The organism is Aquisalinus flavus, assembly GCF_014640095.1.
GTDB classification, from domain to species: Bacteria; Pseudomonadota; Alphaproteobacteria; order Caulobacterales; family Parvularculaceae; genus Aquisalinus; species Aquisalinus flavus.
Genome location: NZ_BMGH01000002.1, coordinates 15,772 through 41,691, shown reverse-complemented (window position 1 = coordinate 41,691; position 25,920 = coordinate 15,772). Strand labels below are relative to the sequence as shown.

The 25,920-nt window shown below is 63.2% G+C and carries 28 protein-coding genes and 1 tRNA gene; 20 read left to right on the top strand and 9 right to left on the bottom strand.

Features of this window, described 5'->3' with window-relative positions:
* Nucleotides 1–101 precede the first annotated feature (101 nt).
* Nucleotides 102–1,613: an esterase/lipase family protein gene (locus tag IEV88_RS14690; RefSeq protein WP_188160672.1), complete on the top strand. Its 1,512-nt coding sequence runs from the start codon at nucleotides 102–104 to the stop codon at nucleotides 1,611–1,613.
* Here the strand turns inward: IEV88_RS14690 and IEV88_RS14685 are convergent.
* Together IEV88_RS14685 and IEV88_RS14680 are read right to left on the bottom strand one after the other, a co-directional pair.
* Nucleotides 1,601–2,806, bottom strand: a complete 1,206-nt coding sequence (locus IEV88_RS14685; RefSeq protein ID WP_188160673.1) for a TIGR03862 family flavoprotein — start codon at nucleotides 2,804–2,806, stop codon at nucleotides 1,601–1,603. The genes IEV88_RS14690 and IEV88_RS14685 overlap by 13 nt on opposite strands.
* Before the next feature lie 126 nt (nucleotides 2,807–2,932).
* Nucleotides 2,933–3,979, bottom strand: a complete 1,047-nt coding sequence (locus IEV88_RS14680; RefSeq protein WP_188160674.1) for a phosphotransferase family protein — start codon at nucleotides 3,977–3,979, stop codon at nucleotides 2,933–2,935.
* Between the two features lie 87 nt (nucleotides 3,980–4,066).
* On the opposite strand from IEV88_RS14680, the gene IEV88_RS14675 reads away from it, so the two are divergent.
* The 5 genes from IEV88_RS14675 (at nucleotide 4,067) to IEV88_RS14655 (ending at nucleotide 6,667) form a co-directional block, all read left to right on the top strand.
* The gene (locus tag IEV88_RS14675) at nucleotides 4,067–4,513 is read left to right on the top strand and encodes an acyl-CoA thioesterase (RefSeq protein ID WP_188160675.1); all 447 of its coding nucleotides are present in this window, start codon (nucleotides 4,067–4,069) and stop codon (nucleotides 4,511–4,513) included.
* A 95-nt stretch (nucleotides 4,514–4,608) separates the two neighbouring features.
* Nucleotides 4,609–5,133 (top strand): peptide-methionine (S)-S-oxide reductase MsrA, encoded by a 525-nt coding sequence (gene msrA / locus IEV88_RS14670; RefSeq protein ID WP_188160676.1) that lies wholly within the window; start codon nucleotides 4,609–4,611, stop codon nucleotides 5,131–5,133.
* A gap of 75 nt (nucleotides 5,134–5,208) precedes the next feature.
* Nucleotides 5,209–6,081 (top strand): dienelactone hydrolase family protein, encoded by an 873-nt coding sequence (locus tag IEV88_RS14665; RefSeq protein WP_188160677.1) that lies wholly within the window; start codon nucleotides 5,209–5,211, stop codon nucleotides 6,079–6,081.
* Between the two features lie 54 nt (nucleotides 6,082–6,135).
* A tRNA-Ala gene (locus IEV88_RS14660) sits at nucleotides 6,136–6,211 on the top strand.
* 201 nt (nucleotides 6,212–6,412) lie between these two features.
* The gene (locus IEV88_RS14655) at nucleotides 6,413–6,667 is read left to right on the top strand and encodes a hypothetical protein (protein ID WP_188160678.1); all 255 of its coding nucleotides are present in this window, start codon (nucleotides 6,413–6,415) and stop codon (nucleotides 6,665–6,667) included.
* 3 nt (nucleotides 6,668–6,670) lie between these two features.
* On the opposite strand, the gene IEV88_RS14650 is transcribed toward IEV88_RS14655, so the two are convergent.
* Genes IEV88_RS14650 through purD form a run of 3 tightly spaced genes read right to left on the bottom strand, consistent with a single transcriptional unit; the run spans nucleotide 6,671 to nucleotide 9,572 of the window.
* A complete protein-coding gene (locus tag IEV88_RS14650) occupies nucleotides 6,671–7,324 on the bottom strand; it encodes a glutathione S-transferase (protein ID WP_188160679.1) in 654 nt (217 codons plus the stop codon).
* Nucleotides 7,314–8,291: an oxygen-dependent tRNA uridine(34) hydroxylase TrhO gene (gene trhO, locus IEV88_RS14645; protein WP_188160680.1), complete on the bottom strand. Its 978-nt coding sequence runs from the start codon at nucleotides 8,289–8,291 to the stop codon at nucleotides 7,314–7,316. Before trhO ends, IEV88_RS14650 begins: the two co-directional genes overlap by 11 nt.
* 6 nt (nucleotides 8,292–8,297) lie before the next feature.
* The gene (purD, locus tag IEV88_RS14640; RefSeq protein ID WP_188160681.1) at nucleotides 8,298–9,572 is read right to left on the bottom strand and encodes a phosphoribosylamine--glycine ligase; all 1,275 of its coding nucleotides are present in this window, start codon (nucleotides 9,570–9,572) and stop codon (nucleotides 8,298–8,300) included.
* 79 nt (nucleotides 9,573–9,651) lie between these two features.
* On the opposite strand from purD, the gene IEV88_RS14635 reads away from it, so the two are divergent.
* The 5 genes from IEV88_RS14635 to IEV88_RS14615 all read left to right on the top strand — a co-directional run bounded on the left by IEV88_RS14635 (nucleotide 9,652) and on the right by IEV88_RS14615 (nucleotide 14,514).
* Nucleotides 9,652–10,644 (top strand): hypothetical protein, encoded by a 993-nt coding sequence (locus IEV88_RS14635; protein ID WP_188160682.1) that lies wholly within the window; start codon nucleotides 9,652–9,654, stop codon nucleotides 10,642–10,644.
* Entirely contained in the window at nucleotides 10,641–12,002 is a 1,362-nt protein-coding gene (locus tag IEV88_RS14630) for a hypothetical protein (RefSeq protein WP_188160683.1), read from the top strand. Before IEV88_RS14635 ends, IEV88_RS14630 begins: the two co-directional genes overlap by 4 nt.
* A 57-nt stretch (nucleotides 12,003–12,059) precedes the next feature.
* Nucleotides 12,060–13,496: an exodeoxyribonuclease VII large subunit gene (gene xseA, locus IEV88_RS14625; RefSeq protein ID WP_188160684.1), complete on the top strand. Its 1,437-nt coding sequence runs from the start codon at nucleotides 12,060–12,062 to the stop codon at nucleotides 13,494–13,496.
* A 10-nt stretch (nucleotides 13,497–13,506) separates the two neighbouring features.
* Nucleotides 13,507–13,866, top strand: a complete 360-nt coding sequence (locus tag IEV88_RS14620; protein WP_188160685.1) for a hypothetical protein — start codon at nucleotides 13,507–13,509, stop codon at nucleotides 13,864–13,866.
* A gap of 198 nt (nucleotides 13,867–14,064) precedes the next feature.
* A complete protein-coding gene (locus IEV88_RS14615; RefSeq protein WP_206711397.1) occupies nucleotides 14,065–14,514 on the top strand; it encodes an RHS repeat-associated core domain-containing protein in 450 nt (149 codons plus the stop codon).
* A 9-nt stretch (nucleotides 14,515–14,523) separates the two neighbouring features.
* On the opposite strand, the gene IEV88_RS14610 is transcribed toward IEV88_RS14615, so the two are convergent.
* Nucleotides 14,524–14,853, bottom strand: a complete 330-nt coding sequence (locus tag IEV88_RS14610) for a hypothetical protein (protein WP_188160686.1) — start codon at nucleotides 14,851–14,853, stop codon at nucleotides 14,524–14,526.
* Between the two features lie 241 nt (nucleotides 14,854–15,094).
* Between IEV88_RS14610 and IEV88_RS14605 the strand changes: the two genes are divergently transcribed.
* From IEV88_RS14605 to IEV88_RS14595, 3 genes are read left to right on the top strand one after another with little or no spacing between them, the layout of a single operon-like run.
* Nucleotides 15,095–15,313, top strand: a complete 219-nt coding sequence (locus IEV88_RS14605) for a DUF2093 domain-containing protein (RefSeq protein WP_373291198.1) — start codon at nucleotides 15,095–15,097, stop codon at nucleotides 15,311–15,313.
* Nucleotides 15,307–16,305 carry a M23 family metallopeptidase gene (locus IEV88_RS14600; protein ID WP_188160688.1) on the top strand — a complete coding sequence of 333 codons (999 nt, stop codon included), beginning with the start codon at nucleotides 15,307–15,309 and terminating at the stop codon, nucleotides 16,303–16,305. Before IEV88_RS14605 ends, IEV88_RS14600 begins: the two co-directional genes overlap by 7 nt.
* Nucleotides 16,306–16,336: 31 nt before the next feature.
* On the top strand, nucleotides 16,337–16,795 hold the full coding sequence (locus IEV88_RS14595; RefSeq protein ID WP_188160689.1) for a Kazal-type serine protease inhibitor family protein: 459 nt from the start codon (nucleotides 16,337–16,339) through the stop codon (nucleotides 16,793–16,795).
* 72 nt (nucleotides 16,796–16,867) lie between these two features.
* Here IEV88_RS14595 and IEV88_RS14590 read toward each other — a convergent pair whose 3' ends face one another.
* Nucleotides 16,868–17,038 carry a hypothetical protein gene (locus tag IEV88_RS14590; protein WP_188160690.1) on the bottom strand — a complete coding sequence of 57 codons (171 nt, stop codon included), beginning with the start codon at nucleotides 17,036–17,038 and terminating at the stop codon, nucleotides 16,868–16,870.
* A gap of 183 nt (nucleotides 17,039–17,221) precedes the next feature.
* Between IEV88_RS14590 and IEV88_RS14585 the strand changes: the two genes are divergently transcribed.
* Entirely contained in the window at nucleotides 17,222–17,911 is a 690-nt protein-coding gene (locus IEV88_RS14585) for an alternative oxidase (protein ID WP_188160691.1), read from the top strand.
* A 54-nt stretch (nucleotides 17,912–17,965) separates the two neighbouring features.
* Here IEV88_RS14585 and IEV88_RS14580 read toward each other — a convergent pair whose 3' ends face one another.
* Nucleotides 17,966–19,825 carry an ABC transporter ATP-binding protein gene (locus IEV88_RS14580; protein ID WP_188160692.1) on the bottom strand — a complete coding sequence of 620 codons (1,860 nt, stop codon included), beginning with the start codon at nucleotides 19,823–19,825 and terminating at the stop codon, nucleotides 17,966–17,968.
* Nucleotides 19,826–19,894: 69 nt separating this feature from the next.
* Nucleotides 19,895–21,238, bottom strand: a complete 1,344-nt coding sequence (locus tag IEV88_RS14575) for a cytosine deaminase (RefSeq protein WP_188160693.1) — start codon at nucleotides 21,236–21,238, stop codon at nucleotides 19,895–19,897.
* Nucleotides 21,239–21,402: 164 nt separating this feature from the next.
* Between IEV88_RS14575 and IEV88_RS14570 the strand changes: the two genes are divergently transcribed.
* The 5 genes from IEV88_RS14570 to IEV88_RS14550 are packed head-to-tail and all read left to right on the top strand — an operon-like array spanning nucleotide 21,403 to nucleotide 25,881.
* Entirely contained in the window at nucleotides 21,403–22,143 is a 741-nt protein-coding gene (locus tag IEV88_RS14570) for a lysophospholipid acyltransferase family protein (RefSeq protein ID WP_188160694.1), read from the top strand.
* Complete coding sequence (locus IEV88_RS14565) at nucleotides 22,140–23,489, top strand: 3-deoxy-D-manno-octulosonic acid transferase (RefSeq protein ID WP_188160695.1); 1,350 nt, start codon at nucleotides 22,140–22,142, stop codon at nucleotides 23,487–23,489. The genes IEV88_RS14570 and IEV88_RS14565 overlap by 4 nt, the downstream gene beginning before the upstream one ends.
* A complete protein-coding gene (lpxK, locus tag IEV88_RS14560) occupies nucleotides 23,486–24,502 on the top strand; it encodes a tetraacyldisaccharide 4'-kinase (protein ID WP_194420243.1) in 1,017 nt (338 codons plus the stop codon). The genes IEV88_RS14565 and lpxK overlap by 4 nt, the downstream gene beginning before the upstream one ends.
* Nucleotides 24,499–25,500 carry a lysophospholipid acyltransferase family protein gene (locus IEV88_RS14555; protein ID WP_188160696.1) on the top strand — a complete coding sequence of 334 codons (1,002 nt, stop codon included), beginning with the start codon at nucleotides 24,499–24,501 and terminating at the stop codon, nucleotides 25,498–25,500. Before lpxK ends, IEV88_RS14555 begins: the two co-directional genes overlap by 4 nt.
* Before the next feature lie 60 nt (nucleotides 25,501–25,560).
* Entirely contained in the window at nucleotides 25,561–25,881 is a 321-nt protein-coding gene (locus IEV88_RS14550; protein ID WP_188160722.1) for a cupin domain-containing protein, read from the top strand.
* Nucleotides 25,882–25,920 lie beyond the last annotated feature (39 nt).

Here is a 25,920-nt window from a genome sequence, read left to right as displayed (position 1 = left end):
CGGGTTTGCGGGAGTTTAAGTTAAATTATCCCCGCGCTTTCAACTGAATTTATATATCCTCCGTGCCCATCTGGTACTATCATGACGGGAGGAGAGAGGTCATGCCACTATCGAAGCATGTATTGCTCATTCATGGCTGGAGCGCCCGGCGCTCTTCCATGGAGGATGTCGCCCAGCTGTTGCGCGATACGGGTTTCAATGTCGTGCCGATGCTCCTCGGCGAGTATCCCTCCCTCTATGACGATGTGCGGGTGGAGGATGTCGCGCGGCGGATGAGCAAGGTCATCGCCGGGCTGCAAGCCGACGGTACGCTGGCGGCGCAGTTTCATGTCATTGTCCATTCCACCGGCGCCTTCGTCACCCGCGAATGGATCGCCGATCTGTTCGCTGCCGGAAAACCCGTCCCGGTACAGAACTTCCTGATGCTGGCGCCTGCCAATCACGGCTCGCCGCTGGCCACCTATGGCCGCTCGGCGCTGGGCCGGATGCTGAAATTCAATTTTTCCCGCGGCTTTCAGAGCGGTGAGGAAGTGCTTCACGCGCTCGAGCTCGGCTCCGCCTATCAGCAGCAGCTCGACCTGCGCGACCGGCTGTCGCGCGATGGCGATACGGCAAGCCCCTATGGCAATGCCGCCACCAAGGTCCGGCCCTATGTCATCGTCGGGGCGCAGCCGATCGACGGCACGACCATCCTCAACCAGAATGGCTGGGATGGCACGGTGCGCATTGCAGGCGCCAATTTCGATCCGCGCGGCGTGACGGTCGACTTCACGAAAGACAAGCGCAACCCGCAGATCAAGGGGTGGACCGTGCGCGGACCGGAACGGACCGCCTTTGCCGTGCTGCCCGACCGCACGCATCTCACCATCCTCAACCCGACCCGAAACTCCAAAAGCCTGTCGGACGATCCGGAAATCCGCGACCGCTTGCGTAAAATGATCGTCGAGGCTCTGAGCGTCGAGAATGCCGCGCAATACAACAAGGTGCAGGCCGCGTGGCAGGCGGTGAACGATCACACCCGGCAGCTGGCCCAGAGCGGCGCTGAGGCCGAAGCCCTGCGCCAGCGCGTCCTGAGGAAGGAAGGCGACCGCATCCCATCGCGCTATAACGAGCATTACCAGATCGTGCTTGATGTGAAGGACGATACGCCCTTCCCCATCGGCGATTATTTCCTGTGGCTGACGGCGCCGTCGCGCAACGATCCGGCCCGGGGGCTGAAGTTCAGCGACACCATCACGGCGGCGGAGATAAAGGCGCATACGGACGTTCTGCGCAATGTCCATGTCAACCGCCGCGCCCCGCACCGCCGGGTGCTGCATCTCGACCGGATGGAGCTGAAGAAGAAGGGCGGGTTCTTCGACACGCTCGACTATCGCCGCGAGCACCTGTTCGTTGCCGGGATCACCGTCTCCGCCAGCGGCTCGAAGATTTCCTTCTTCGATGGCGATGCGAAACACGGCTCCGGTTTCATTCCGCTACGGGCGGAGGAGACCAATAGCGACTACAATCACGATGACCGGTTCCTGCGCCGTTATGCGACCCATTATATCGAGATCATCGTGCCGCGCATCGCCGATGACGATGTCTTCTCGGTCGAGCCTTATTCGGGTTGAGCGGCGGCCAACCCCGCTGCACGGCCCGTGGCGAGGCAGGCGGTAATGAGATAGCCGCCGGTCGGCGCGTCCCAGCCGATCATCTCCCCGGCGCAATAGACCCGTGGCAGGGCGCGCAGCATCAGCCTCTCATCGAGCGCCTCCCACGCAACGCCGCCGGCAGTAGAGATCGCCTCGTCCATCGGCCTTGCGGCAGCGATGGGCACCGGCAGCGCCTTCAGAGACCGGGCGATGGCTTTGGTGTCGGTCATCACCTCCGGCGGTGTCAGCTCGCGCAACATACCGGCTTTGACGCCGGTCAGGTTCAGCACCTTGCGCATATGGTTCGACAGGGACTGTTTCCCGCGCGGGCGGGCAAGGCGATCCTCGATCTCGCCGAGCGTCAGGTCGGGCAGCAGGTCGAGGATCAGGGTCGTGGTGCCGGTTTCGGTCAACTGATCGACCAGCGCGGAGGACACCGTATAGACCGCACTGCCCTCGATGCCGTGGCGGGTGACGACGAACTCGCCGCGCACGATGTCATTGTTCACGTGCAACGCTACCGGTTTGACCGGCTCGCCGCCATGCCTGCCGATGAAATGCTCAGACCACGCCACATCGAAGCCGACATTGGACGGGCGGAACGGGGCGAGAGCTATGCCTGCCTCACCAAGAACCGGTGCCCATTCGCCATCCGATCCCAGCCGCCGCCAGCTCGCGCCGCCCATGGCGAGGATCACCGCATCCGGTCGCGCCGTCACCGGGACGCCCTCGCGGGTAAAGGTCAGCGTGCCATGGCTCCACCCGATCCAGCGATGGCGCATGTGAAACGTCACGCCCATATCGGTCAGCCGCGCCACCCAGCGCCGCAGCAGCGGCGAGGCCTTCATCGCTTTGGGGAAGATCCGGCCGGAGGAGCCGGTGAACCACTCCGTTTCCAGCCCGTCCATCCAGGCGGTCACGTCCTTCGGGCCGAAAGCGTCGAGGAAGGGCCGCAACCGATCTGCCGATGCTCCGTAGCGGGACAGAAAGGTCTCATGAGCTTCCGAGTGGGTGATGTTGAGCCCGCTCTTGCCCGCCATCAGGAACTTGCGGGCAAGCGTCGGCTTCTGGTCATAGACATGCACCTGCGCGCCCGCGCCAGCGGCGGCTTCGGCGGCCATCAGTCCGGCAGGGCCGCCGCCGATGATCGCGATGTGTCTCGATGAACTCATGAGATGGGGAGTGTTCCATACGCCCTACCCTGTCAAGGGCAAAGCCGCTTCACGCCGCCTCCGGCATCCTTGACCGGATAAGACGTATGGAAACCTTGGGAAGACTCTTTTCCGATGATGAGCGCTTCACGCCCCCGCCTTCTTCGCAAACGCCCAGCCGGCCTGGCCCAGCATCGGCACGACCGCACCATATTTCGCGGCATTGGTCGAGGAGGCATTGCCCTGCAGGGCGCGCTTGTAGACGCCCTGCACGATGCCGGAGAAGCGGAACAGGTTATAGGCCATGCAGAAGTTGAGATCGGGCAGGGCGGATCGTCCGGTCGCGGCGCAATAGCGCTCTGATGCTTCTGCGATGGTCGGGATATTCATCGCGTCGAAATCGACATCGGAATAGCCGAGCGTCGTGATCTGCGGCATTGACCACGGCATCAGGAAGTAGGAAAAATCCGCCAGCGGATGGCCCAGAGTCGACAGCTCCCAGTCCAGCGTCGCAATGATGGTCGGCTCCTCCGGTGCATAGATCAGATTGTCGATCTTGTAATCGCCATGGACGATGGTGGTCTCGTCATCATCCGGCACCGCGGTCGGCAGCCACTCGATCAGATTGTCGATCTCCGGGATCGCCGTCGTCTCCGCCGCCTTGTATTGCTGGGTCCAGCGTTCGATCTGGCGGGCGAAGTAATTGCCCGGCTTGCCGTAATCGCCGAGACCCGCTGCCTGATAATCGACCTGGTGCAGGCGCGCGAGATTGTCGATCGCCTCGTTGAACAGGGCGCGGCGTTCTTCCGGCGTTGCATCGCCGATTACCTTGTCCCAGAAGATGCGCCCCTCGACCATATCCATGACGAAGAACATCGTGCCGATGACGCTATCGTCCTCACACAGAACATGTGTCTTCGGCACGGGATAACCCTGGGCCCCGAGCGCGGTCATGATGCGGTATTCGCGGTCGACCGCGTGGGCGGACGGCAGCAGTTTGCCCGGCGGCTTGCGCCGCAGCACGTATTTCTTCTCCGGCGTTGTCAGCAGATAGGTCGGGTTCGATTCTCCGCCGGCGAACTTGGCGACGCTCATCGGTCCGGCAAATCCGCCGACACGGCCTTCGAGATAGCTGGCCAGCGCCTCCTCATCGAATTTCAGGCGGTCGGGTGTCTCTATCGTGCCGGTGGACATGCGGGTCTCCTTTTGAGAAAACCTATTCGCACCCTGCATACAGACGCAAGCCGTGGGTGCAGTTGGTAAAAGGAGGGCTGATAGCCCATGAATGGAGACGGAAAAGGCGCGGTCTCGCTGGAGACGGCCTTCACCCGCGAAATATTTGCAACGGTGCGCGACATCGATGTGCTCGGCCATGTCAACAATGCCGTCTACCTGCGCTGGGTGCAGGATGTCGCCGTGCGCCACTGGCGCAAGGTCGCGTCGCTGGAATTGCAGGAGCAGGTGATCTTCGTCGTGCTGCGCCACGAGATCGACTATCGCGACCCGATCACCACGGGCGAAAAGGCGGTCATCTCGACCTGGCTCGGCAAGGCGAAGGGGCCGCGCTTCGACCGCTATGTCGATATCCGCAAGGAGGGCGCGTCGAAATTCTCCGCCCGGGCGCTGACGACCTGGTGCATGAAGGACAAGAAGACCGGCCGCCCGTTGCGCATCACCGACGAGATCTTTGACATTTTCGGCCTCGACCCGGCGGCCTTCCGGGAGTGACCGGCAGGCGCGACGCATGACAGTTTCGAGAGAGGCGTTGCATGTAGACGCTGCGCGCCCTATTTCCCGGGAAACCCGCAAACAGGAGCGTTCCCATGACCGACAATACCGAAAAAGCCATACTCGCCGGCGGCTGTTTCTGGGGCATGCAGGATCTCTTGCGCAAGGTGCCGGGCGTGCGCCAGACCCGCGTCGGCTATACCGGCGGCACGGTCGACAACCCGACCTATGACCAGGTCAAGACCGGCCAGACCGGTCACGCGGAATCGATCGAGATCACCTACGATCCCGCCGTCGTTTCCTATACGAGGATCCTCGAATGGTTCTTCCAGATCCACGATCCGACGACCAGGGACCGCCAGGGCAATGACCGTGGCAGCCAGTACCGCTCGGCGATCTTCTATACCGACGAGACCCAGAAGAAGATCGCAAGGCAGGTGATCGACGCGGTGGAATCCTCCGGCAAATGGCCGGGCCGGGTCGTGACCCAGCTGGTGCCGGCGCCGACTTTCTGGCAGGCGGAGGATTCCCACCAGGATTACCTGGAGCGCTATCCCAACGGCTATACCTGCCATTATGTGCGCCCGGACTGGACACTGGACAGCGCCAAGGCCAGCTAGGCAAGGCAGGCCGGCACTCGCCTTCCTTCTCGAATTGCCTATCTTTGAGGGTATCGAGAGAGAAGGAGAGGCGGCATGGCCGAGACGAGAATTTCGCAGGACATTATCAGGCTCTATGATGCCTTTACCCATGGCACGATGAGCCGGCGCGCCTTCATGGCGAAGCTGACCGTGCTGACGGGGTCAGCCGCTGCGGCGGCGGCCTGTGTTCCGGCGCTCCAGAACAATTATGATTCGGCGGATGTCGCCGGTGCCGCCGAGGCGATGGCCGACTACAAGTCGACCGTCACCTACCAGGCGGATGTGCCGGTCTCCGGCACGCTGTTCACGCCTCAAACCAAGGGCCCGTGGCCGGCGGTGATGGTCATCCACGAGAACCGCGGCCTTAATCCGCATATTGAGGATGTCGCCGCCCGCGTCGCACAGGCGGGGTTCCTCGCCTTCGCACCGAACATGCTCTCGCCCTATGGCGGCACGCCGGAAAGCCAGGACGCGGCGCGGGACATGATCTACCAGATCGAGACGGAGACGGCGACGAACCGGTTGCTCGCCGGGCTCGACTATCTGCGCACCATGGACGCGGCGACCGGCAAGGTCGGGGCGGTCGGCTTCTGCTGGGGCGGCGGTCAGGTCAACCGCCTCGCCGTGCGCGACCCGCAGCTCGATGCCGCCGTCGCCTATTATGGCAGTCAGGCCGATGCCGCCGACGTGCCGCAGATCGAGGCACCGCTGCTGCTGCATTATGCCGGGCTCGACGAGCGCATCAATGCCGGGATCGAGCCCTATGAGGCTGCCCTCAAGGCGGCAGGCAAGAACTACACGATCCATATGTATGAGGGCGTCAACCACGCCTTCAACAATGACGCCAATGCTGCACGCTATGATGCCGACGCCGCCGCGCTGGCCTGGCAACGGACGATCGACTTCTTCGAGGAACATCTGCGCTGAGATCGAGCCATCTTGCGTGACCGGTCGGCAAGGCTTAAATTTCGCGTCCTTGATGGGGCCGTAGCTCAGTTGGGAGAGCGCGTCGTTCGCAATGACGAGGTCGTCGGTTCGATCCCGATCGGCTCCACCATTCGTAGACGGTCTGCCGAAGGCAGAAAAATCGATCCAGTGGATCGATTTTAGGCGGAGAATGCCCCTGCAGGGGCTCGTAGCCGGTCGGCCGTCAGGTCGAGCAAATAATCCAGTGAATTATTTGCAGGCAGAAAATGCCCCGCAGGGGCCTTCGCTCTGACGAGCTGAACCGCAGCCCACCCTGCCGTGTTCCCTGCCCATGCCAGACTCAGAAAAGCGCCTCTACGCCGTCTACATCAAGGGCAATTCAGAACCGGTCGAAACGACGTCGCCGGATATCCGTCAGTTCGATGACCGGCTGTTCCTTGTGCGGACGGAGCAGACGCGGTCCCAGCTCTATCACGCCGTCAAGCAGCGCACCAATCCGGAGACGCTCTGGGTCGCGCCGCTGGAGGAGCACCCGAAATTCAAGGGCATGGCCGAAGGCACGCTGAAATGGCTGCGCTCCGAATAGGGCTCACGGCGGAAACGTGACGCCTTTCGTTCCCTCTTGCCACTGATCGAATTTCTGCATGATCGCCCTGAACCTGTCCGAGGCGAGGAAGCGTTCCAGCCAGGCTTTCACACCCGGGATCGGCCGGGCGTCGAACCAGTCCTTGTCGACATGGGCATATTGGCGCACGAAGGGCAGGAGGGCCATGTCGGCGACGCTGACCTCCTCGCCGAACAGCCAGCCGCCGCGCCCGATCAGGCTGTCCCATCCGGCAAGGATCTCCAGCGCCGCGTCGCGCTGCTCTTCGGCGACGATATTCTCTTCCGGATAGCGCACGGGATATTTGTAGCGGTCGAGATGGCGCTTGAACGGGCCGTCATTTTCCACGATCAGTGCCTCGACGGCGGGGCGGTTCTCCCGCCATGGCTGCAGCCAGTTTTCAGGATCGCTCTGGCGCAGGGCCCAGAACATGATCTCGTCGCTCTCCTCAATCACCCGGTCGCCCGCAACCAGCACCGGCACCGTGCCCTTGGGGCTGGCCTCCAGCATGGCGGGCGGCTTGTCGCGCAGCACCACCTCGCGCAATTCAACCATCAGCCCACTGACGGATAGTGCCAGCCGGGCGCGCATGGCATAGGGGCAGCGGCGGAAGGAATAGAGGACAGGCCTAGAAGTCATCGATCTCCTTGTAATCTTTCACTTCAACTTTTTTCTTCTCCGGCTTTTTGCCGATATGGGTCTCACCACGCTCTTTTGCCAGCTGCACTTGTTTCTGACGCTCGGCGAAGCGGGCGAGTTCCACTTCACTGCGCTCACCGATGCAGTGCGGGCAGGACAGGCCGGGGCGGTAATGCTCCGATGCCTTGTCCTCTGCCGAGATCGGCATGCGGCAGGCGTGGCAAAGATCATAATCGCCGATTTCGAGGCCATGGCGCACCGACACGCGATTGTCGAAGACGAAACAGTCGCCGCGCCACAGGCTGTCATCCACCGGCACGGTTTCCAGATATTTCAGGATACCGCCTTTCAGGTGATAGACCTCGTCAAAGCCCTCGCGCAGCATCAGGCTCGAGGCCTTCTCGCAGCGAATGCCGCCGGTACAGAACATGGCGACTTTCGGCGTCTTGCCTTCGGCCTTCAGCTTCTCGACATAGGCCGGAAACTCCCGGAACGACGTCGTGTGCGGATTGTCCGCGCCCTCAAACGTGCCGATCGCGACTTCGTAATCGTTGCGCGTGTCGATGACGAGGACATCCGGGTCCATAATCAGCGCGTTCCAGTCGCCGGGTTCGACATAGGTGCCGACCTGCTCGTTCGGATCGACATCGCCCGCGCCGAGGGTAACGATCTCCTTCTTCAAGCGCACCTTCATGCGATAGAAGGGCTGTTCCTCCGCATGGGAATATTTTACCTCGAGATCGGCGAAGCGCGCGTCGCGTCGCAGCCAGCCCAGCACTTGTTCGATGCCATCACCCTGAGCGGCGATGGTACCGTTGATGCCTTCCTTGGCGAGCAGCAGCGTGCCGCAGACGCCAGCTTCTTCACAGGCAGCGAGCAACGGTGCGCGCAAATCCGCATGATCCGGCAGCGACACGAATTTGTAGAGGGCGGCGACGACCCACTGATTTCCTTCAGCCTCGGTCATTCTGTCTCAGGCATCCCGGGCCAGCATGCGCCAGCCGATATCGGTGCGGAAATAACCATCGGGCCAGTCGATCAGGCGGATCGCCTCATAGGCCCTCTCGACCGCCTCGCGCCCGTCCTTGCCGGTGGCGGTGATGTTCAGCACACGCCCGCCATTGGACAGCAGGTGCACGCCCTTGGCCCTGGTTCCGGCCTGAAAGACTTCCACGCCCGGAATGGCCTCAGCCGCGCCGATATTGCGGATCTCCGAGCCCTTCTCATAGGCGCCGGGATAGCCCTTGGCGGCATAGACGACGAGGGCGGCGGCTTCCTCCGACCAGGTGAAGGACTTGCCCGACAAATCGCCCTTCGCAGCGGCGAGCAGCACCGGCACGATATCGCTCTGCATGCGGCGCATCATGACCTGGCATTCCGGGTCGCCGAAACGGGCATTGTATTCGATCAGCTTCGGCCCGTCTTTGGTCACCATCAGCCCGGCATAGAGCACGCCGACATAAGGCGTGCCTCGGGCGCGCATCGCCTTGATCGTCGGCTCGATGATGCGCTCCATGGTCAGCTGCTCGATTTCGGGCGTGAAGACGGGTGCCGGGGAATAGGCGCCCATGCCGCCCGTGTTCGGGCCGGTGTCGCCATCGAAGGCGCGCTTGTGGTCCTGCGCGCCGATCATCTTCACGGCGCGGGTGCCGTCGGTGATGACGAAGAAGCTCGCTTCCTCGCCTGTCATGAATTCCTCGATGACGATCTGGGAACTGGCCGAGCCGAACTGGCCACCCAGCATGCTGTCGATCGCGCCATGGGCCTCGTCGATGGTCTCGGCGATGACGACGCCCTTGCCGGCGGCGAGCCCGCTCGCCTTGATGACATAGGGCGCGGTCATCTTGGCTAAATACTGCTTGGCGGCATCGGCATGCGTGAAGGTGCCATAGCGGGCAGTGGGGATATCAAATTCCGCGCACAAATCCTTCAAATAGGCTTTTGAGGTCTCGATCTGGGCGGCCTTCCGGCTCGGGCCGAAACAGGGGATGCCGTCGCGGGCCAGCCGGTCGGCGATCCCGGCGGCAAGCGGCGCTTCCGGGCCGACAACGACGAGATCGACAGATTTCTCTTTCGCAAAGCCAGCCAGCGCCTCGACATCACTGTCGGCGATGTCGATGCAGGTGCCATGGGCGGCCATGCCGGGATTGCCGGGCGCGCAGTAGAGCGTTTTGACCAGAGGGCTCTGGTCGATTTTCCATGCCAGCGAATGTTCGCGCCCGCCCGCACCGATGAGAAGGATTTTCAATGCCGGTCTCCGAAAGAATTAATATTACTCACCAAGATTTCACGTGATGCCTTATGCGCGCTCGGGCTAGGTAAAATCAATGGCGGAACACGGTAAATTTGCGGCCGACGCAGCCTCGCGCATCGGGGCCGACGGGGCGGGAGAGGCCGGGGAGAGCCGGTTCCGGCGGTGGGCCCCCTGGGGCGGGGCGATCATCGGCAATAGCCTGATCCTGTTGATCTTCGGGCTGGTATTGCGGGTCTCCACGCTGCCCGGCGTGCCCGATCCCGATGAAACGATCCCCGTCTTTGTCCTGACACCGGAAGATTTACTGCCCGAGCCCGAGGAAACGGCAGAGGATTTCACCCCGCCCCCCGAGCCAGAGGAGCCGGAATCGGCCGAGGCGAATGCCCCCGTCAGTCCTGCGCCCGAGATACAGGAGCCGGTCGAGGAACCGCCCGCGCCCGTGGTCGCCGAAACGCCGGAATCCGAAATCGAGGCAGACCCGCCACCGACACCGCGCCCGGCGCCTGCCGCGCCATCGCCTGCGCCACTGCCGGATGTCGACCTGCCACAGGCCCGGGCCGGCGGCCCTGCCGGCGTCGTCGCCCTGCGCTGCAATGACATTTTCTCGGACCCCGACAAGGCGGCGGAATGCGCCGGGCGGACCGAGATCCGCTCCGGCTGGACGCGCGGCGATGAAGACTGGTCCGGCATCGTCTCCTCCCTGCGCCGGGGCGGCATCGACGTGCCCGATGACGGCCCGCTGATCGGCCCGCCGACCGGCGACCTGCCCGAAGGCTCTGTCTGGTACGAGCCCTTCGACGAGGGCCTGCTGATCGGCCGCGACCGCGCCCGCTGGCTGCGCATTGAGCAAAAATTCGATGAATGGAAGGGGGCGAGCCAGGGCGTCAGCGAACAGATGAGCCCTGTCGACAATATCTATTCCGGTATGGGCATCGACACCCCATATTTCCTCGAGCGATGGGAGCCGAGCTGGACCCTGCGGGACGATCCTTACGTCGATCCGCAGATCATTGACGAGTTGATAGCCGACCGGGAGCGGGCCCGGCGCGAAGCGAGGGAAGAATGAGAAAGATTGTTTTCGGCGCGGTCTGCGCCATGGGTGTGCTGGCTGGCTGCAGCACGGAGCTCGACCGGCGGCAGGCCTTTATCCCGGACACGGAACTGCAGATGGTCGATGCTGACACGATGCGGGTTACCTACCGGCTTGATCGCCCGGCGCCGGGGCTGGCCTTTCGCCGGGTCACCGACGGCCAGCGGGCCGAACGCTGGGTGCCGCTCGACGAGGGCTTCGTGCTCAACCATGGCGGCGACCGGGACTATGTCCAGCGCAAGGATGGCGACTTGTTCACCGAGATCGCCTTCGACATCCCGGCGACCTTCATCCGCCTGCCGCAGGATTATTCGCCCTTCATGCCCTACAGGGATGGCGGGCTGCTGATCCATTCGGGCCGCTTCCAGGCCTGTGTCAGGAGTTGCGGCATCGTCGAGCAGGGGACGGTCTTTCCGATGCAACTGATCCCGGGCGAGGGCCAGCATATCATTCTCGACGGCGAGGTTCTCGATGGTCCGGTCCGCTGGGACGATGTCGATGACGGCACCATGGTCTATCTGGGGGCCGCGGAGCCGATCGAGACGGATTATGTCGTCGCTGTCGTCGATCAGGCCCTGCCAGCCGACCTCAGCACGGCGCTCGATGACCTCTTCCCGGCACTGATGGCTTATTACACCGAGCGCCTCGGCGCGCTGGAGAGCAAGCCGATGCTGTTCGCCGCCCTCGACCGGCATACTGAGGCCGATGGCAATCCCGATTCGAACAATTATTCCAACCAGGGCGGCGTGCTGCCGAACCAGGTGTTCATGCATATGAGCGGCGATGGCTGGCTGGAAACGGCGCAGGTGCGAGGGCCGCAGATCACTGGCTTCGTCGCGAAGTTTTTTGCCCATGAGGCGGCTCATCTTTTCCAGACCGGATCCGGCGCCGCGTTCAGCACGAATGACGCCTGGATCCATGAAGGGGGAGCCGAGGCCCTGGCCCTTGTCGCGCTGCGTGAATTGTCGGCGGCACCGGATGATTATCTCCGCCAGTGGCAAGAGCAGGCGGTCGACAATTGCCTGCTCGGCCTTGCCGATGGTGGCCTGCGCAGTGCCACAGAGCGCGATGTCTTCAATCTACATTATGAGTGCGGCATGATCATTCAGCTATCGGCCGATCAGGAAATCCGGCGGGAGGGCAAGGGGGATATCTTTACCATCTGGCGTGCCTTTCGCGGGCGCATCGCAGACGGCGAGCCCTGGAACGAGGACACTTTTCTCTCCGTGATCGAGGCGGAGGCGGGAAGAGAGACCCGCGAGCTGGCAGGAGATATCCTGAGTGGCAGCGAAATGGTAACGCGCGCGCGATTGCTCGCCGCGATCGGGATTTAAGGCGGGCATCGTGCCGGTCGGTTGACCGGATGCGGCGTTCCGGGGCAGGGTGAGGCTATGAGTGCGACCGCCAATATCAGGGAATATTCCGTCTCCGAACTGTCCGGCGATATCCGCCGGGTGGTCGAGGATTCCTTTTCCTATGTCCGGGTGAAGGGCGAGCTTGGCCGGGTGATGAAGGCCGGCTCCGGCCATATGTATGTGGATTTGAAGGATGACCGCGCGGTCATCTCCGGCGTCATCTGGAAGGGCAATGCGGCAAAGCTCTCCATCCGCCCGGAACAGGGTATGGAAGTGGTCGCCACCGGCCGCCTGACGACCTTCCCCGGCCAGTCGAAATACCAGATCGTGATCGAGTCGCTGGAGCCCGCCGGTGCCGGCGCGCTGATGGCGCTGCTGGAAGAGCGCAAGAAGAAGCTGCACGCCGAAGGCCTGTTCGACGAGGCGCGCAAGAAGCCGCTGCCTTATCTGCCGTCGGTCATCGGCGTTGTCACCTCGCCATCCGGCGCCGTCATCCGCGATATCCTGCATCGCCTGCGCGACCGTTTCCCCGTCCACGTCATCGTCTGGCCGGCGCTGGTGCAGGGCCAGGGCGCGGCGGCGCAGATCGTCAGGGGGATCGAGGGGTTCAACGCTCTGCCGGAAGGCGGCGCGGTGCCGCGGCCTGACCTGCTGATCGTTGCGCGCGGCGGCGGCTCGCTGGAGGATCTGTGGTGCTTCAACGAGGAAGAGGTCGCCCGCGCGGCGGCGGCCAGCGCCATCCCGCTGATCTCCGCTGTCGGCCACGAGACCGACACCACGCTGATCGACTATGTCTCCGACCGGCGCGCCCCGACCCCGACGGCGGCAGCGGAAATCGCCGTGCCGGTGCGCAGTGACTTGCTGGCCGAGCTTTACAACAAGGCCCGCCGCCTGACGGCGTGTACGGAGCGTAGCTTCGAATCGCGCCGGGTCGCGCTGATCTCCGCCAGTCGCGGACTGGGCCGTCCGGAAAAAGTGCTGGACATCCCGGCCCAGCGGCTCGACCGGGCCGAGGAGCGGCTGAGCGGGGCCCTGTCACAGCGACTGGAGCGGGCCGGCAACCGGCTCGGTCTCGCCGCTTCCGGCATCAGGCCGCAGGCGCTGCAGCTTGCCCTGCGCCAGCACCGCCGTCAGCTCGATCCGTGCCGGGAGCGTCTCGCCGCTGTCGGCCAGCGGTTCCTCGCCCGCTATGACGAGCGGCTGACCGGCACGTCGAAACTGCTCGACAGCCTGTCCTATAAAAACGTCATGCAGCGCGGCTATGCGCTGGTGCTGGATGGCGAGGGTCGCGTTCTGCGCTCGTCGGCCGAGCCGCAGGCCGGGCAGGCGGCGGAGATCCGGTTCCATGACGGCTCGCGCCGTGCGGTTTTCGATGGCGAGCCTTCAGCGACACCGGCAAAATCCCCCGCGAAAAAGCCAGCGGCGCCGCAAAAATCCGGCAAGCCGCCAACCCAGAAAACCCTGTTCGACTAGGCCCCCGTTCATGACCGATTTCAGCCTGTTTCTCGTCGCGATCATCATCGGCTTCTGCATCGCCATGGCAGGCCGCATTGCCCAGGGCTCGCGCACCTCGAAGGCCAAGGGCCAGCGCTACAGCCTGTGGCTCAATGCCGCCGGCGGCAGTGTACTGATCGTCTTGCTGACCGGCACGATCTGGCTGACGCTGGAGCCGCAGGTCGAGGCCCAGATCGCCCAGTGCGAAGCGATGATGGGCCCTGACTGCGACGAGGCCAATCTCGCCCTCGTCGCCGTACTGCTGATCGGCACCGGCGCGCTGATCCTCAATCTCGTCTTCTCGCTGGTCTTCAAGGTCATCCGCCAGCGCGGCGGTCGCGCGGGCTGAGCTTGCGGCCTATGACGGCGCGCTGCATGGCAGCAAGGCCTATACCTATGATATCTATAACCGGCTGAAGACGGCAATTCGCTGGTCTGGTAGTGAAGCGGCAGGCGGATGAGCCGGTGACTCATCCGCCCGCTGAACGGCTCGGCGATCTCCAGCGCCACACGTCGTTACCTGGTCGCCAACGAGCGCGGCTCGATCGTGCTGGTGCTGAACAATTCAGGGGGTGTGATCCGTCAGAACAAGTATCACGAATACGGCCTGCCGGATGCGAACAATCTCGGCCGGTTCCAGTATACCGGCCAGATCTGGCTGCCGGAAGCAGGGCTCTATCATTACAAGGCCCGCGCCTATCACCCCGGCCTCGGCAGGTTTATGCAGACCGACCCGATTGGCTATGCCGACGGCCTGAACATGTATGCCTATGTCGGGAATGATCCGATTAATGGGGTCGATCCGTGGGGCCTAGACACCATTTATATTAACTGTACAGGTGACAACTGCAGGGATAATTTTTGGGATACTTCATATGAAAATCAGTGCGAGTTTAACTGCTTTGACCCTTTTCAAGATCAAAGGTTTTGGCTTGATGCGTGGAATTCAACCGTCGATACGGTTATGGGGTCATTGGAAATGACCTGCTCCCCGTGACGCCCATGGTCAATAGGAAAAGCGCAAGCCGGTAAGCCCTGAGAAAAGCCGTCCATCGAACCGACTGCCCTTGCCGGCAATTGCCGGAGTAACTTGCATCTGAAGGGCTGTTTCCTGCGCCTGCAGCGTCACGCGTACCAGCTCGCCGCTGCGGTCATGGGCGGTGAAGGCAAGGCGGTCCTCGGTGCCTGCCAGTTGCCACACCTCTTCTTGCGTACCCGTCCATATGGCCGCGCCGGTCAGGTCGCGCAGAACCCTTTCGCCGGTGCCCAGTTCTTCCAGTATTTCCGCGCCGCTGCCGATCCTGCCGACAGAGCGCATGGTCCCCTGCAGCACCATTCATCTCCCTGAGCAGACGCAGGAGGAAATGGCGCAAAACTTCCCGCTGCTGTGCCTCAGTGATCGCGGCCTTCATCGCTTCGGCACCGGTTTGCAGACAGTGGAATTCTCGTTGGTCAGCCCCTTGTGCATACGCACGACAGCGAACCGCCCGACAGACACGATGATCCTGGTCGCGAAACAGGGTTTTGTCCCCCTCGCCAAGCCGCTCCGGTGCCGCTAGGATAGGCCCATGAACATTCTGAACTCATTCAAGAGCGGCAAGGCCGTGCTCGACTATCTCGATGGCGATTTCGACGTGATCGAGCCCGGCGCCTATGTCGAATGCGCGGTCACGGGGAAGAAAATCCCGCTCGAAGCGCTGAAATACTGGAGTGTGGACCGGCAGGAGGCCTATGCCGATGCCGCGACCGCAAACCAGGCCATCATCAAGGCGATGCAGGAGGACGGCAAATGGTAAGGCTTGTTTCGAGAATGCTGGCCGGTGCGGCAACAGCCGCCCTGTGCGTGACCATGGCGGCGGCCCAGGCCGATGACGACAAACTCGCCAATGGCGGCGACGCCATGAAAGCCGCGCTGAAGGCGGCGGGGTATCAGGGCGAGCCGGGCAAGGTCGAATCCTCGCTGAACGCGATGAAGGTCGCGTCCTTGCAACTGGACGACGCCAAGAGCGATGCGGCGCGGCCCGATGCCGCGCAGGTCGTCGGCGATCTCGTCCAGGGCGGTCTTGGCATCGGCCAGACCCTGCCCGGTGCCACCGTGCGCCTCGATGACCGCGACGTCGCCGTCGATGGCGAAGGGCGGTTCTTGCTTGGCTTCGACCGCGACCACCCCAAATCGGCCAATCTCGAGATCAAGCTGCCGGACGGGTCCCAGCGCAGTGTCGTGCTGGCGATCGCGCCGCGCGATTTCCCGACCCAGGCGATCGACGGCCTGCCGGACGACAAGGTCTCGACTTTTTCCGAAGAGGACCTCGAACGGATCCAGGCGTCGACGGCCAAGAAGGATGCCGCCCGCGCCGCGCCGAGCCGGCGCACGGCCTATTGGGCCAATGGCTTCCAGTGGCCGGTGACCGGGCCGATCTCCGGCGTATTCGGGTCGCAGCGTATCCTGAATGGCGAGCCGAAACGGCCCCATTCCGGTGTCGACGTCGCCGCACCGACCGGCACGACCATCGTCGCCCCGGCCGATGGCGTGGTGACGCTGGCAGAGACCGGCATGTATTTCGAGGGCGGTCTGGTCTTCATCGATCATGGCCAGGGTCTTGAAAGTGCGCTGATGCACATGTCGCGTGTCGTTGTCGAGGCCGGTGACGAGGTCAAGAAAGGCGATGTCATTGGCGCTGTCGGGGCAACCGGCCGGGCGACCGGGCCGCATCTGCACTGGTCGCTGAAATGGCAGGACCGGCTGGTCGACGCCCAGCTTGTCGTCGGCGAGATGCCGGAATCCTGATAACCGCATAGAAGCTGAATTGAGGCCTTTCATGATCCGTTTGCTGACACTTATCGCGCTTGTCTTCACTCTTGCTGCCTGTGGCGGCAGTGAGCCTGATTCCGCAACGCCGCCTGCCGATGCGCCGGCCGTCGACGCGCCAGCCGTGAATGGCAATAGCGACGATGCCACCGACGACGCGGCGCAGTCTGGCGGCAATGATTATCTGAATGCGGAAGGGCAGGACACAGGGGCGATGTGCGGCGGCCTTGCCGGGCTCACCTGCGCCAATGCGTCCGATTATTGCGCCTTTGACGAAGGCCAGTGCTGGATGCCCGACGCCTCGGGCACCTGTCAGCCGAAACCGGAAATGTGCACCCAGCAATATGAGCCCGTCTGCGGCTGCGATGGCGAGACCTATGGCAATGCCTGCGAAGCGGCATCCGCCGGTGTCAGCATCATGAGCCAGGGCGAGTGCGCCGCGGGCGGCCGCCAGACCGGCGAAGAATAGACCCACGCCCTATCAAGAATGATCACACCGGTTCGGCGCCGAGCAGTTTGGCCATGTCGGCCCGTTTGCCCATCATGTCGGCCAGCGTGTAGCGATCGAGCACGGCGAGGAATGCGCCCAGCGCCTCGCCCGGAAAGCCATCGAGACCGCAGGCATCGCGGAAACGGATCGTTGAGTTTCACCGATCGTGCCGAGACAGGGCGGGGTGCGCATGGCGTCGCCGGTATGGCGCGTCAGGGTCATGCAGCGGGCTCCATTCAGACTGCGACACTTTCGATAATATCCGTATCGATATTGCACCGTGTTTTCGCGCCAATATATGCATTGCAGTGGCATCTCTTGTGAGAGAAATCCGGCGGGCACCTACACTTCCAACGATGAAGGCGGTCCGTTCCGGCGGCCAGGCATGCTATAAAGGAGACCCTCATGCTAGACACGCCAGAAGTTGATCTGACCGTACACCATAAGCCGGCTGATTTGGCTGATCGTATCGCGCTCGCCTTTACCAAGCTATTGCGTTTTTGCGCGGATACGTTCTTCGCGAAGCGGTACGGCCATCGTGCCATCGTGCTGGAAACGGTTGCCGCCGTACCGGGCATGGTCGGTGCCACGCTCACCCATTTGAGATGCCTGCGGCGCATGTGCGACGACAAGGGCTGGATCCGTACCCTGATGGAAGAAGCCGAAAACGAACGCATGCATCTGATGACCTTCATCGAGGTCGCCAAACCGAGCCTGTTCGAGCGGATCGTGATCCTGGCGGTGCAATGGGTATTCTATATCGCCTTCTTCTTCCTGTACCTGATCAGTGCAAAGACGGCGCACCGCGTCGTCGGCTATTTCGAGGAAGAAGCCGTCATCAGCTACACCCATTATCTTGCCGAAATCGACGAGGGGCGTTCGCCGAACGTGCCCGCCCCGGCCATCGCGAAGCATTACTGGAAACTGCCTGATGATGCCACCTTGCGCGACGTCGTGCTCGTCGTGCGGGCTGACGAGGCCCATCACCGTGATGTCAATCACGGCTTTGCCAGTGAATTGGGCGGCATTGAGATCGACCACGAAAAAGTCGCGCCCTATCCATCCCATGCAGACGACATCCGCATGAGCGCCTGATATCCGGGACGATGACTGAGCCGATGAAGGCCGCAGGTTCGCCTGCGGCCTTTTTCAGTCTTCCCTGAACTGCAACGCGGCAAGCCGTGAGTAGATGCCGCCCCTGGTCAGCAGTTCCTCATGGGTGCCCTGCTCGACGATCTGTCCGCGGTCCATCACGCAGATCAGGTCCGCATCGCGCACGGTCGACAGGCGGTGGGCGATAGCGATGGTCGTGCGGCCCTCGGTCAGCCGTGCGAGCGCTTCCTGTACTTTCCGTTCGCTCTCGGCATCCAGCGCCGAGGTCGCCTCGTCGAGCAGCAGGATCGGCGCATCCTTGAGGAAGGCGCGGGCGAGGGCGATACGCTGGCGCTGGCCGCCGGACAAATTATTGCCGGCATCGCCAACCCGGGTCTGGTAGCCGCTCGGCAGGGCACGGATGAACTCGTCCGCCGCCGCCGCCTTTGCTGCGGCTATCACCTTTTCCTCGCTCGCCGCCCAGTTGCCGAAGCGGATATTGGCCTCGACGCTATCATCGAACAGGATCGCTTCCTGGCTGACAAGGGCGATATGATCGCGCAGGGATTTCAGCGTCAGCCCGCGCAGGTCCTGGCCATCGATGGTGATCGTGCCGGAGGCCGTATCATAGAGGCGGGGCAGCAGGTTGAAGATCGTCGACTTGCCGGCGCCGCTCTCGCCGACCAGCGCCACCATCTGTCCGGCAGGCACGGTCAGGCTGAGATCGTCGATCGCCGCCTCACCGCCCGGATAGGCAAAGCGCACGTCAGCAAACTCGATGCTCGCGCCCGTGCCGCCGCCGTTCAGCACCAGCTCCTTCGCGTCCGCCGCATCGGTGATTTCCGGCTTGCGGTCGATGACCCAGAAGATTCGCTCCAGCGCGGCAAGGCCTTCCTGCAGCACGGCGTTCAGCGTGCCGATGGACCGGGCCGGCTGGGACAGCAGCGTCAGGATGACGACGAAGGCGATCAGCTGTTCGCCGGTCAGGTCGCCGGTGGAGAACCGCCAGGCGGCGGTGCCGATCACGGCGGCAACGGCGATGGCGCCGACGACCATGATCATCGGGTCATTGGCCGCGCGCATCTGCACGAATTTGAACAGCAGCGCGTGGCGCTCCTCGAAGGAGGCATCGGCGCGGCTCTTCTCGTAGTCTTCAAGATTATAGGTCTTCACCATCCGCGCGCCGCGCATCGATTCGGCGAGCTGCCCGGTCATGTCGCCGATCTGGTTCTGCACGCCGCCGGCATATTTGCGCAGGCGCTTGCCGATCCAAGTGACCGGCAGGCCGATGGTCGGATAGATCAGCGCGACGATCAGGAACAGCACCCAGTCATACAGCGCCATCATGGTCAGCAGCACCAGCAGCCGGAAGATATCGCGGATCGCGTTCGGCACCCGGGTCAGGCTTTCGCGCAAGGTCGTCGTGTCATTGGTGAAGCGCGAGACGAGCTGGCCGGAGCCGTCTTCGCGTGTCTGGGCATAATCATAATTCAGGAAATTGCCGAACATCGCCTTTTGCAGGTCGCGCAGGACGCCGATGGCGGCGGCATTGGTCGACAGGGAATAGAGATATTGCGAGGCGGCGTTGAGGCACCCGGCAGTCAGCAGCAGCACCGGCCCCCAGATCATGACATTGCGTGGCGTCGGTTCAAGCGGGATGTAGTCCATGAAGGACCGCCCGCCATCTGCTGTAGCCTGCCGACCGGTGTCGAAGGAGGCGAACACCCATTCGATGATCACCGGGAACATCGCTTCGGCTGCGGCCAGCGTCACCATGAACAGGACGGCAGCGGCAAGCTGCGGCCAGTAGCAGACCATATAGCCGCGCCACAGCCGGGCCATCAGCGACAGGGAGACGCCTTTTCCCTTGTCTCTGGGTTGCTTCTCTGGCGGCTTATCGTCTTGCTTCTGGGCCACGCGTTCTCTTCAAAAAATGCCTTGTGAAACGGGACTTTGCGGCTGTCCGCACCGGTTTGCAACCGGCGCTTATTCCGCCGGGGCGAGGCCTGACAGGCCGTCGAGCTCGGAAAAGGCCGGCGGCGTCGCTTCCGCCTCCGACAGGGCGCGGCCTTTCACGACGATGATGCGCGGGGCGCCGAGGCGGGAGAAAACCTCGGAAAAGCTGCGGCCCCGGAAGATGACGAGATCGGCGGCGGCTCCGGGCTTCAGGCTGTTGGTCTCCTGCAGGCCGATGAGGCGATCCGGTACGGCGGCGACGGCATCGGCCCATGGTCCCCAGCTCATATCGGCATGTCCGATGCGAGCGGTCTCGCGGAAGACCTCGACAAGGTCGTGGTCGCCATAGGGGTGGAACGCATCGCGGCAATTGTCCGACCCGAAGGCGACCGCCACCCCGGCGGCGCGCAGCAAATGGATCGGCGCGAGCCCGCGATAGACCGGCGTCGAGGTGGCTTCGCGGCCCAGCAGGTAGATGTTGGTCATCGGCAGGGCGACGACACCGATGCCGGCCTCTGCGACCCGGTCCGCCACCCGCTGTGCCTCGTCTGCCGGTTTCAGCGACAGCGAGCAGCAATGGCCGCAGACAATGCTGCCCTGCCAGCGCCGGCGGATCGCTTCTTCCGCGATCAGGGACAGGCCGCTGGAGTCCGGGTCGAGATTTTCATCGGTGTGAAAATCGATGGGCAGATCATGGCGCTCGGCGAGATCGAAGGCGCGCCTGACCTGCGCCGCCGCCTCGGGCCCCGGATAAAGCACCGGGCCGAGCACGCCGCCATATTGCGCCGTCAGCGCCGCGACCTCCTCGCCATAGCCATCCATCAGCTTTGCCGCGCCGAGTGAGGCGCAGGGCTGCAGGGCGATGCGTCCGGCCCAGCTATCCCGCAAATCGGCGAAGGCCTCCCATGTCGGCTGGGTGCGGCCCTTCTGGCTGTCGAGATGGGTGCGAATCGAGCGCGTACCGTGGGCGAGGGCGCATTTCAGGGCGAATTCCATCCGCGCGGTGGCATCCTCACGGGACCATGGCGCGGTGCGGTCGGCCTTGGCCGCTTCCTTGGCGCCATTGAACGTTCCGTCGCGATTGGGCGCGCGAGCCCATGTCTGCGACTTGTCGATATGGGTGTGCAGATCTGCCATCCGGGTCCAGACATGGGCATTACCCGCCCGCACGGTCGTCGATTGCGTTTCCGGCGCTCCGCCCGTCGGCCAGATCGCCTCGATATCGCCATCCCCGTCAATATCGAGTATCAGGCGATAGCAGCCATCCTGCGTCGGTTTCAGGCCAAGTTTCGCGGCTACCGGGGGCGCGACCATGCCAATCGGGACAGTGGCATCGGTGAGGCGCCAGGGACCTGAGTCGGGGATCGACATCATGGGGCAGGCTTATTCCTTATGCTGCGGGGCGCACACCCTACCACAAGAATGACCCAGGCGCGTTTCTTTCGTGTTAAAGTCCGGTCGGCGGAGTATCAGTTTCTTTTGCGCTTGCAGCATAACATGCTAGGAGCCATGCCTGATCAACCGGGCACCGTCTCTCCATGGCCAAGAAGGCAAAAGCAAATCCGTTCCTGATGTGGGTGCTCGGCTGGGCCGGGCCGGCCTATATCAATCTCGTCAAATGGACGACGAAGCGCGAAGTGATCGGCGAGGATATTCTCGACAGGCTGCAGCGCGGCGAAGAGGGATATATCGTCGCCTTCTGGCATTCGCGCCTCCTGATGATGGTGCCGATGCGCCAGACTTATGAGGGCAGGCGGTTCTGGTTCATGATTTCAGAGCATCGCGACGGCGACATGATTGCCAGGGCGGTGGAGCATTTCGACATCTCCTTTGCCCGCGGCTCGACCATGAACGAGCGCAAGAAGGACAAGAAAAAGGGCGGCGCCGACGCCTTTCGCACGTTGCTGAAGGCGCTGAAGGATGGCGAGGCGGTCGGCTTGACGCCGGACGGGCCACGCGGGCCGCGCCAACGCTGCCATGCCGGGGTCGCCCAGCTCGCCAGGCTGTCCGGCGCCAAGGTCTATCCCGTCGGCTATGCCTCGAAGCGGGCGAAACTGCTCGATAGCTGGGACCGGTTCCATTTGCCCCTGCCATTCACCAAAGGGTGCTATGTCTTCGGCGAGGGTATTTCGGTCACCGGTGACGGCCCCGAGGCGATGGAGGCTTCAAGGCTGGAAATCGAGGCCGCACTGAACCATGTTACCAGAATTGCCGACGAAACCATGGGGCACGAGCCGGTTGCTCCGGCAGAGCAAAGGGCCGTACGACAGGATCGATGAGTAAGGACAATCCGACACCGCCGCCTGGCAAGCCGGCCACCAATGCGTTCTCCCTGAAAACATACAGGGTGGCCTCGCGCATCATGGGGCCATTTGTATCCATGGCTTTGAAACAGCGTCTGAAAGAGGGCAAGGAGGACCCGGCGCGGCTCGATGAGCGGCGCGGACTCGCCAGCAGGCCGAGACCCGACGGCCCGCTCGTCTGGATCCACGGCGCCAGCGTCGGCGAGAGCCTGTCCATCCTGCCCCTCGTCAAACGGCTGGGCGCAGACCATCACGACTATCATTTTCTTGTCACGACAGGCACCGTCACCTCCGCAGAGTTGATGACAGGCCGCCTGCCGCCAAAGGCGATCCACCAATATGCGCCGATCGACCACCCGGCTTTCGTCACGAGGTTTCTCGATCACTGGCGGCCTGATGCCTGCCTGTTCGTCGAATCCGAGCTGTGGCCGAACCTCATTCACCTGACCAGGGCGCGGAGCATTCCCATGGCGCTGGTCAATGGCCGTATCTCGCCGAAATCCTATGCATCGTGGAAAAGCCGCCAGAATGCCGCCCGCGAATTGCTCTCGGCCTTCGATGTCATCATGGCGCAGGATACCCAGAACGAGCAGCGCCTTGCCGAGCTGCATGGCGGCGACGTCAGGATGTTCGGTAATCTGAAAATGACTGCCGCGCCCCTTCCGGCCACGGAGGAAGCACTTGCCGAGTTGAAGGCGCAGCTGGATGGTCATGCCATCTGGCTTGCCGCCAGCACCCATCCCGGTGAAGAGGAAATCGTTCTCAGCGCGCACGAGCGCGCCGCTGCACGGTTTGACCGCCTGCTGACGATCATCGCCCCGCGCCATCCCAACCGCGGAGCCGAGATCGCCGCTACCTGCAAGGCCAAGGGGTTGAAGGCCGTTCGCCGTTCCCAGGGGCAGCGGATTGCGGATGATACCGAGATCTATATCGCCGATACGCTCGGCGAGCTCGGCCTGTTCTACCGCCTCTCCGATATCGCCTTCGTCGGCGGATCGATCACCGAGATCGGCGGCCACAACCCGCTCGAGCCGGCCTTGTTGAAATGCGCCATTCTCTACGGCCCGCACATCTTCAACTTTGCCGATACCTATCGTGATATGCGCGCCTCCGGCGGCACCGCCCTTGTCCGCAATGAGCGCGACCTGTCCGCCGCCATCGTCCGGTTGCTGATGGATACCATGACCCGCGAGGCGATGGCCGAGAATGCCGAGAGCTGGGCCGTGTCCAACGCCGAGGAAGTGCTCAGCGATATCGTCGGCGCGCTGGAGCCTATCCTGCCCGGCGCCGTGCGGGCACCGACCGGGGTCGAGACAAAATGATCGGCGCACCGGGCTTCTGGTCCAACCCGAATGGCGCTGACCATCCCGTCGCGCGGCTGTTGTCGCCCGTATCCTCCCTTTATCGCATGATCGACCGCCGCAAGCGCGCTTCCATAATACCATGGCGGGCCCCGGGGCCGGTCATCTGCGTCGGCAACGCCTCCATGGGCGGGGTCGGCAAGACGCCGTTTGCGATCTTCCTGGCGGGCCTGCTGGCAGAGTCTGGCCATCGTCCCGGCTTCCTGACGCGCGGCTATGGCGGCACGGAAACAGGCCCTCTCCAAGTCGCGCCCGACCATTGTGCAGACCAGACCGGCGACGAAGCCCTTCTGCTCGCCCGCCACGGGCCGGTGATCGTCTCCCGTGACCGGGAGGCCGGCGCGCGGATGCTCTTTGCCTCTGACGCCGCCGACGTCCTGATCATGGATGACGGTTTCCAGAATCCGGCGCTGGTCAAGGATTGCTCTTTCCTGCTGGTCGATGCCGATGCCGGTTTCGGCAATGGTCTCGTCTTCCCGGCAGGGCCCCTGCGCGAGGCACCGGTCGAGGCGCGGTCGCGGGCCGATGCCGTGGTCGTGGTGACGGCCAGTGAGGCGGCGGCGGTCCCTGCCGACCTTGCAGACTTTGCCGGCAGCCTGCCGCTGTTCCGGGCGTGGCTTGCCCCGCTTGCGGCGGCGCCGGAAACAGTCGTCGCGTTTTGCGGTATCGGCCGCCCGGCGAAGTTTCATGCAACGCTGGCGCGCGCCGGCTATACGCTCGCCGCGACCCGGGATTTCCCGGACCACCACGCCTGGAGACCCGGCGACCTGGCGGAACTGCAGGCGCTTGCCAGGCAGCATGGCGCGCCCCTGATCACGACGGAGAAGGACCATGTCCGGCTGCCTGCGGCGTTTCGCGAGACCGTGAAGACGCTGCCAGTGCGCATGGCAGTTGACGATCCAACCCGCTTGGGCGAGTTGTTGGCGTCTCGATTGAGGGCGCCACAGACGACAGACAGGACAGGCACCAGATGAGCCGATCGACCAATTTTCCGGACCCGCTGAGCGCTGCAGACCCTATGCGGTGGGACGGCGAGGCGGAGCTGCCCGAGCGCCGCGCCAATATGGATATCACCCTCAAGCACCAGTTCGAGGCGACGATCATGCATGGCATGTTCTCGTTGATGGAGCTGATGGGCGTCGACCGCGCCAGCGCCTTCATGGGCGGGCTGCTGCGTACTGTTGGTCCGTGGCTGCGTCCGGTACACAAGCGCGGGCTGAACAATCTGCGCCTTGTCTTCCCCGAAAACAGCGATGACGAGAACCGGGCGATTCTGAAAAAGGTCTGGGAAAATCTCGGCCGTACCGTCGGCGAGTATCCGCATCTTGAGTGCTTCCGCGCCTTCGAGGATGGCGGGCGCGTCGAGGTCGAGGGAGAGGAAATTCTCCGTTCCCTGATCGAACAGGAGCGGCCGGTCATCTTCGTCACCTCGCATATGGCGAACTGGGAAGTGATCGGGACGGTGCTGTATCGCGCCGGGGTGAAATTCGCCATCGTCTATCGCGCCGCCAATAACCCGATCGTCGACGAACGCATCATCGACCTGCGGGCAGGGGTGATGACCCGTCACCAGGCGCCGAAGGGCAAGCGCGGCGGGCGGGCACTGCTGAACTTCCTCAATTCCGGCCTGTCGCTATGCATGCTGGTCGACCAGAAGCTCAATGACGGCATACGCGTGCCGTTCATGGGCCATGACGCCATGACGCCATCCGCCGCCGCGCGCATGGCGCTGAAATATGACGCGCCGGTCGTGCCGATCGGCATCCGCCGCCTCGACGGCGCCAGTTTCCGCGTCAGCTTCAACGATCCGCTGGTCTTTTCCCCGACCGGGGAAACGCACAGGGATGCAGAGGCATTGACGGCGCAGATCAATGATGCGTTGGGTCAGATCATCAAGGCCAATCCCGGCCAGTGGCTGTGGCTGCACCGGCGCTGGCCGAAGGATGTCATGAAGGCCGCCGGCCTGGAGTAAGCCCGTGCCGTCCGGACCGGGCAACTATTGCGGTGAAATCTCCGTTACCCGCTCATGAAAATGCATCTTGAAGATATCGCCGCCCGGATTGCCCGGCAAAGCGACCTTTCCGTCGAGTGTCGGGAATTCCTGCGCGTCCCGGCAATAAGCGCCGGTCTTTATCGCCTGAAGAAAGGCGAGAAGGATCCGCAGACGCCCCATCGCCAGGATGAAATCTACTATGTCATCAAGGGCAGGGGGCAATTTACCGTGGGCGGAGAGACAGCCAGCGTCGGCCCCGGGGCGTTCTTGTATGTCGCCCGCATGGTCGAGCATCGTTTCCATGATATCGAGGAAGACATCGACATCCTCGTTCTGTTCTCCCCGGCGGAAGTTGCGTGATCCTTAAAATTCTTCGGATACCTCCACAGCATTAAATTT

Bases quoted from the DNA above. Each gene is read 5' to 3' on its own strand.
- IEV88_RS14610 (WP_188160686.1), bottom strand. From the start codon at position 14,853: ATGGTGCTGCAGGGGACCATGCGCTCTGTCGGCAGGATCGGCAGCGGC.
- IEV88_RS14680 (WP_188160674.1), bottom strand. From the start codon at position 3,979: ATGTCCACCGGCACGATAGAGACACCCGACCGCCTGAAATTCGATGAG.
- IEV88_RS14600 (WP_188160688.1), top strand. From the start codon at position 15,307: ATGGTAAGGCTTGTTTCGAGAATGCTGGCCGGTGCGGCAACAGCCGCC.
- IEV88_RS14675 (WP_188160675.1), top strand. From the start codon at position 4,067: ATGAATGGAGACGGAAAAGGCGCGGTCTCGCTGGAGACGGCCTTCACC.
- IEV88_RS14570 (WP_188160694.1), top strand. From the start codon at position 21,403: ATGGCCAAGAAGGCAAAAGCAAATCCGTTCCTGATGTGGGTGCTCGGC.
- IEV88_RS14685 (WP_188160673.1), bottom strand. From the start codon at position 2,806: ATGAGTTCATCGAGACACATCGCGATCATCGGCGGCGGCCCTGCCGGA.
- xseA (WP_188160684.1), top strand. From the start codon at position 12,060: ATGAGTGCGACCGCCAATATCAGGGAATATTCCGTCTCCGAACTGTCC.
- IEV88_RS14585 (WP_188160691.1), top strand. From the start codon at position 17,222: ATGCTAGACACGCCAGAAGTTGATCTGACCGTACACCATAAGCCGGCT.
- IEV88_RS14555 (WP_188160696.1), top strand. From the start codon at position 24,499: ATGAGCCGATCGACCAATTTTCCGGACCCGCTGAGCGCTGCAGACCCT.
- IEV88_RS14590 (WP_188160690.1), bottom strand. From the start codon at position 17,038: ATGACCCTGACGCGCCATACCGGCGACGCCATGCGCACCCCGCCCTGT.
- lpxK (WP_194420243.1), top strand. From the start codon at position 23,486: ATGATCGGCGCACCGGGCTTCTGGTCCAACCCGAATGGCGCTGACCAT.
- IEV88_RS14575 (WP_188160693.1), bottom strand. From the start codon at position 21,238: ATGATGTCGATCCCCGACTCAGGTCCCTGGCGCCTCACCGATGCCACT.
- IEV88_RS14620 (WP_188160685.1), top strand. From the start codon at position 13,507: ATGACCGATTTCAGCCTGTTTCTCGTCGCGATCATCATCGGCTTCTGC.
- IEV88_RS14635 (WP_188160682.1), top strand. From the start codon at position 9,652: ATGGCGGAACACGGTAAATTTGCGGCCGACGCAGCCTCGCGCATCGGG.
- trhO (WP_188160680.1), bottom strand. From the start codon at position 8,291: ATGACCGAGGCTGAAGGAAATCAGTGGGTCGTCGCCGCCCTCTACAAA.
- IEV88_RS14655 (WP_188160678.1), top strand. From the start codon at position 6,413: ATGCCAGACTCAGAAAAGCGCCTCTACGCCGTCTACATCAAGGGCAAT.
- IEV88_RS14550 (WP_188160722.1), top strand. From the start codon at position 25,561: ATGCATCTTGAAGATATCGCCGCCCGGATTGCCCGGCAAAGCGACCTT.
- IEV88_RS14565 (WP_188160695.1), top strand. From the start codon at position 22,140: ATGAGTAAGGACAATCCGACACCGCCGCCTGGCAAGCCGGCCACCAAT.
- msrA (WP_188160676.1), top strand. From the start codon at position 4,609: ATGACCGACAATACCGAAAAAGCCATACTCGCCGGCGGCTGTTTCTGG.
- IEV88_RS14665 (WP_188160677.1), top strand. From the start codon at position 5,209: ATGGCCGAGACGAGAATTTCGCAGGACATTATCAGGCTCTATGATGCC.
- IEV88_RS14650 (WP_188160679.1), bottom strand. From the start codon at position 7,324: ATGACTTCTAGGCCTGTCCTCTATTCCTTCCGCCGCTGCCCCTATGCC.
- IEV88_RS14690 (WP_188160672.1), top strand. From the start codon at position 102: ATGCCACTATCGAAGCATGTATTGCTCATTCATGGCTGGAGCGCCCGG.
- IEV88_RS14595 (WP_188160689.1), top strand. From the start codon at position 16,337: ATGATCCGTTTGCTGACACTTATCGCGCTTGTCTTCACTCTTGCTGCC.
- IEV88_RS14630 (WP_188160683.1), top strand. From the start codon at position 10,641: ATGAGAAAGATTGTTTTCGGCGCGGTCTGCGCCATGGGTGTGCTGGCT.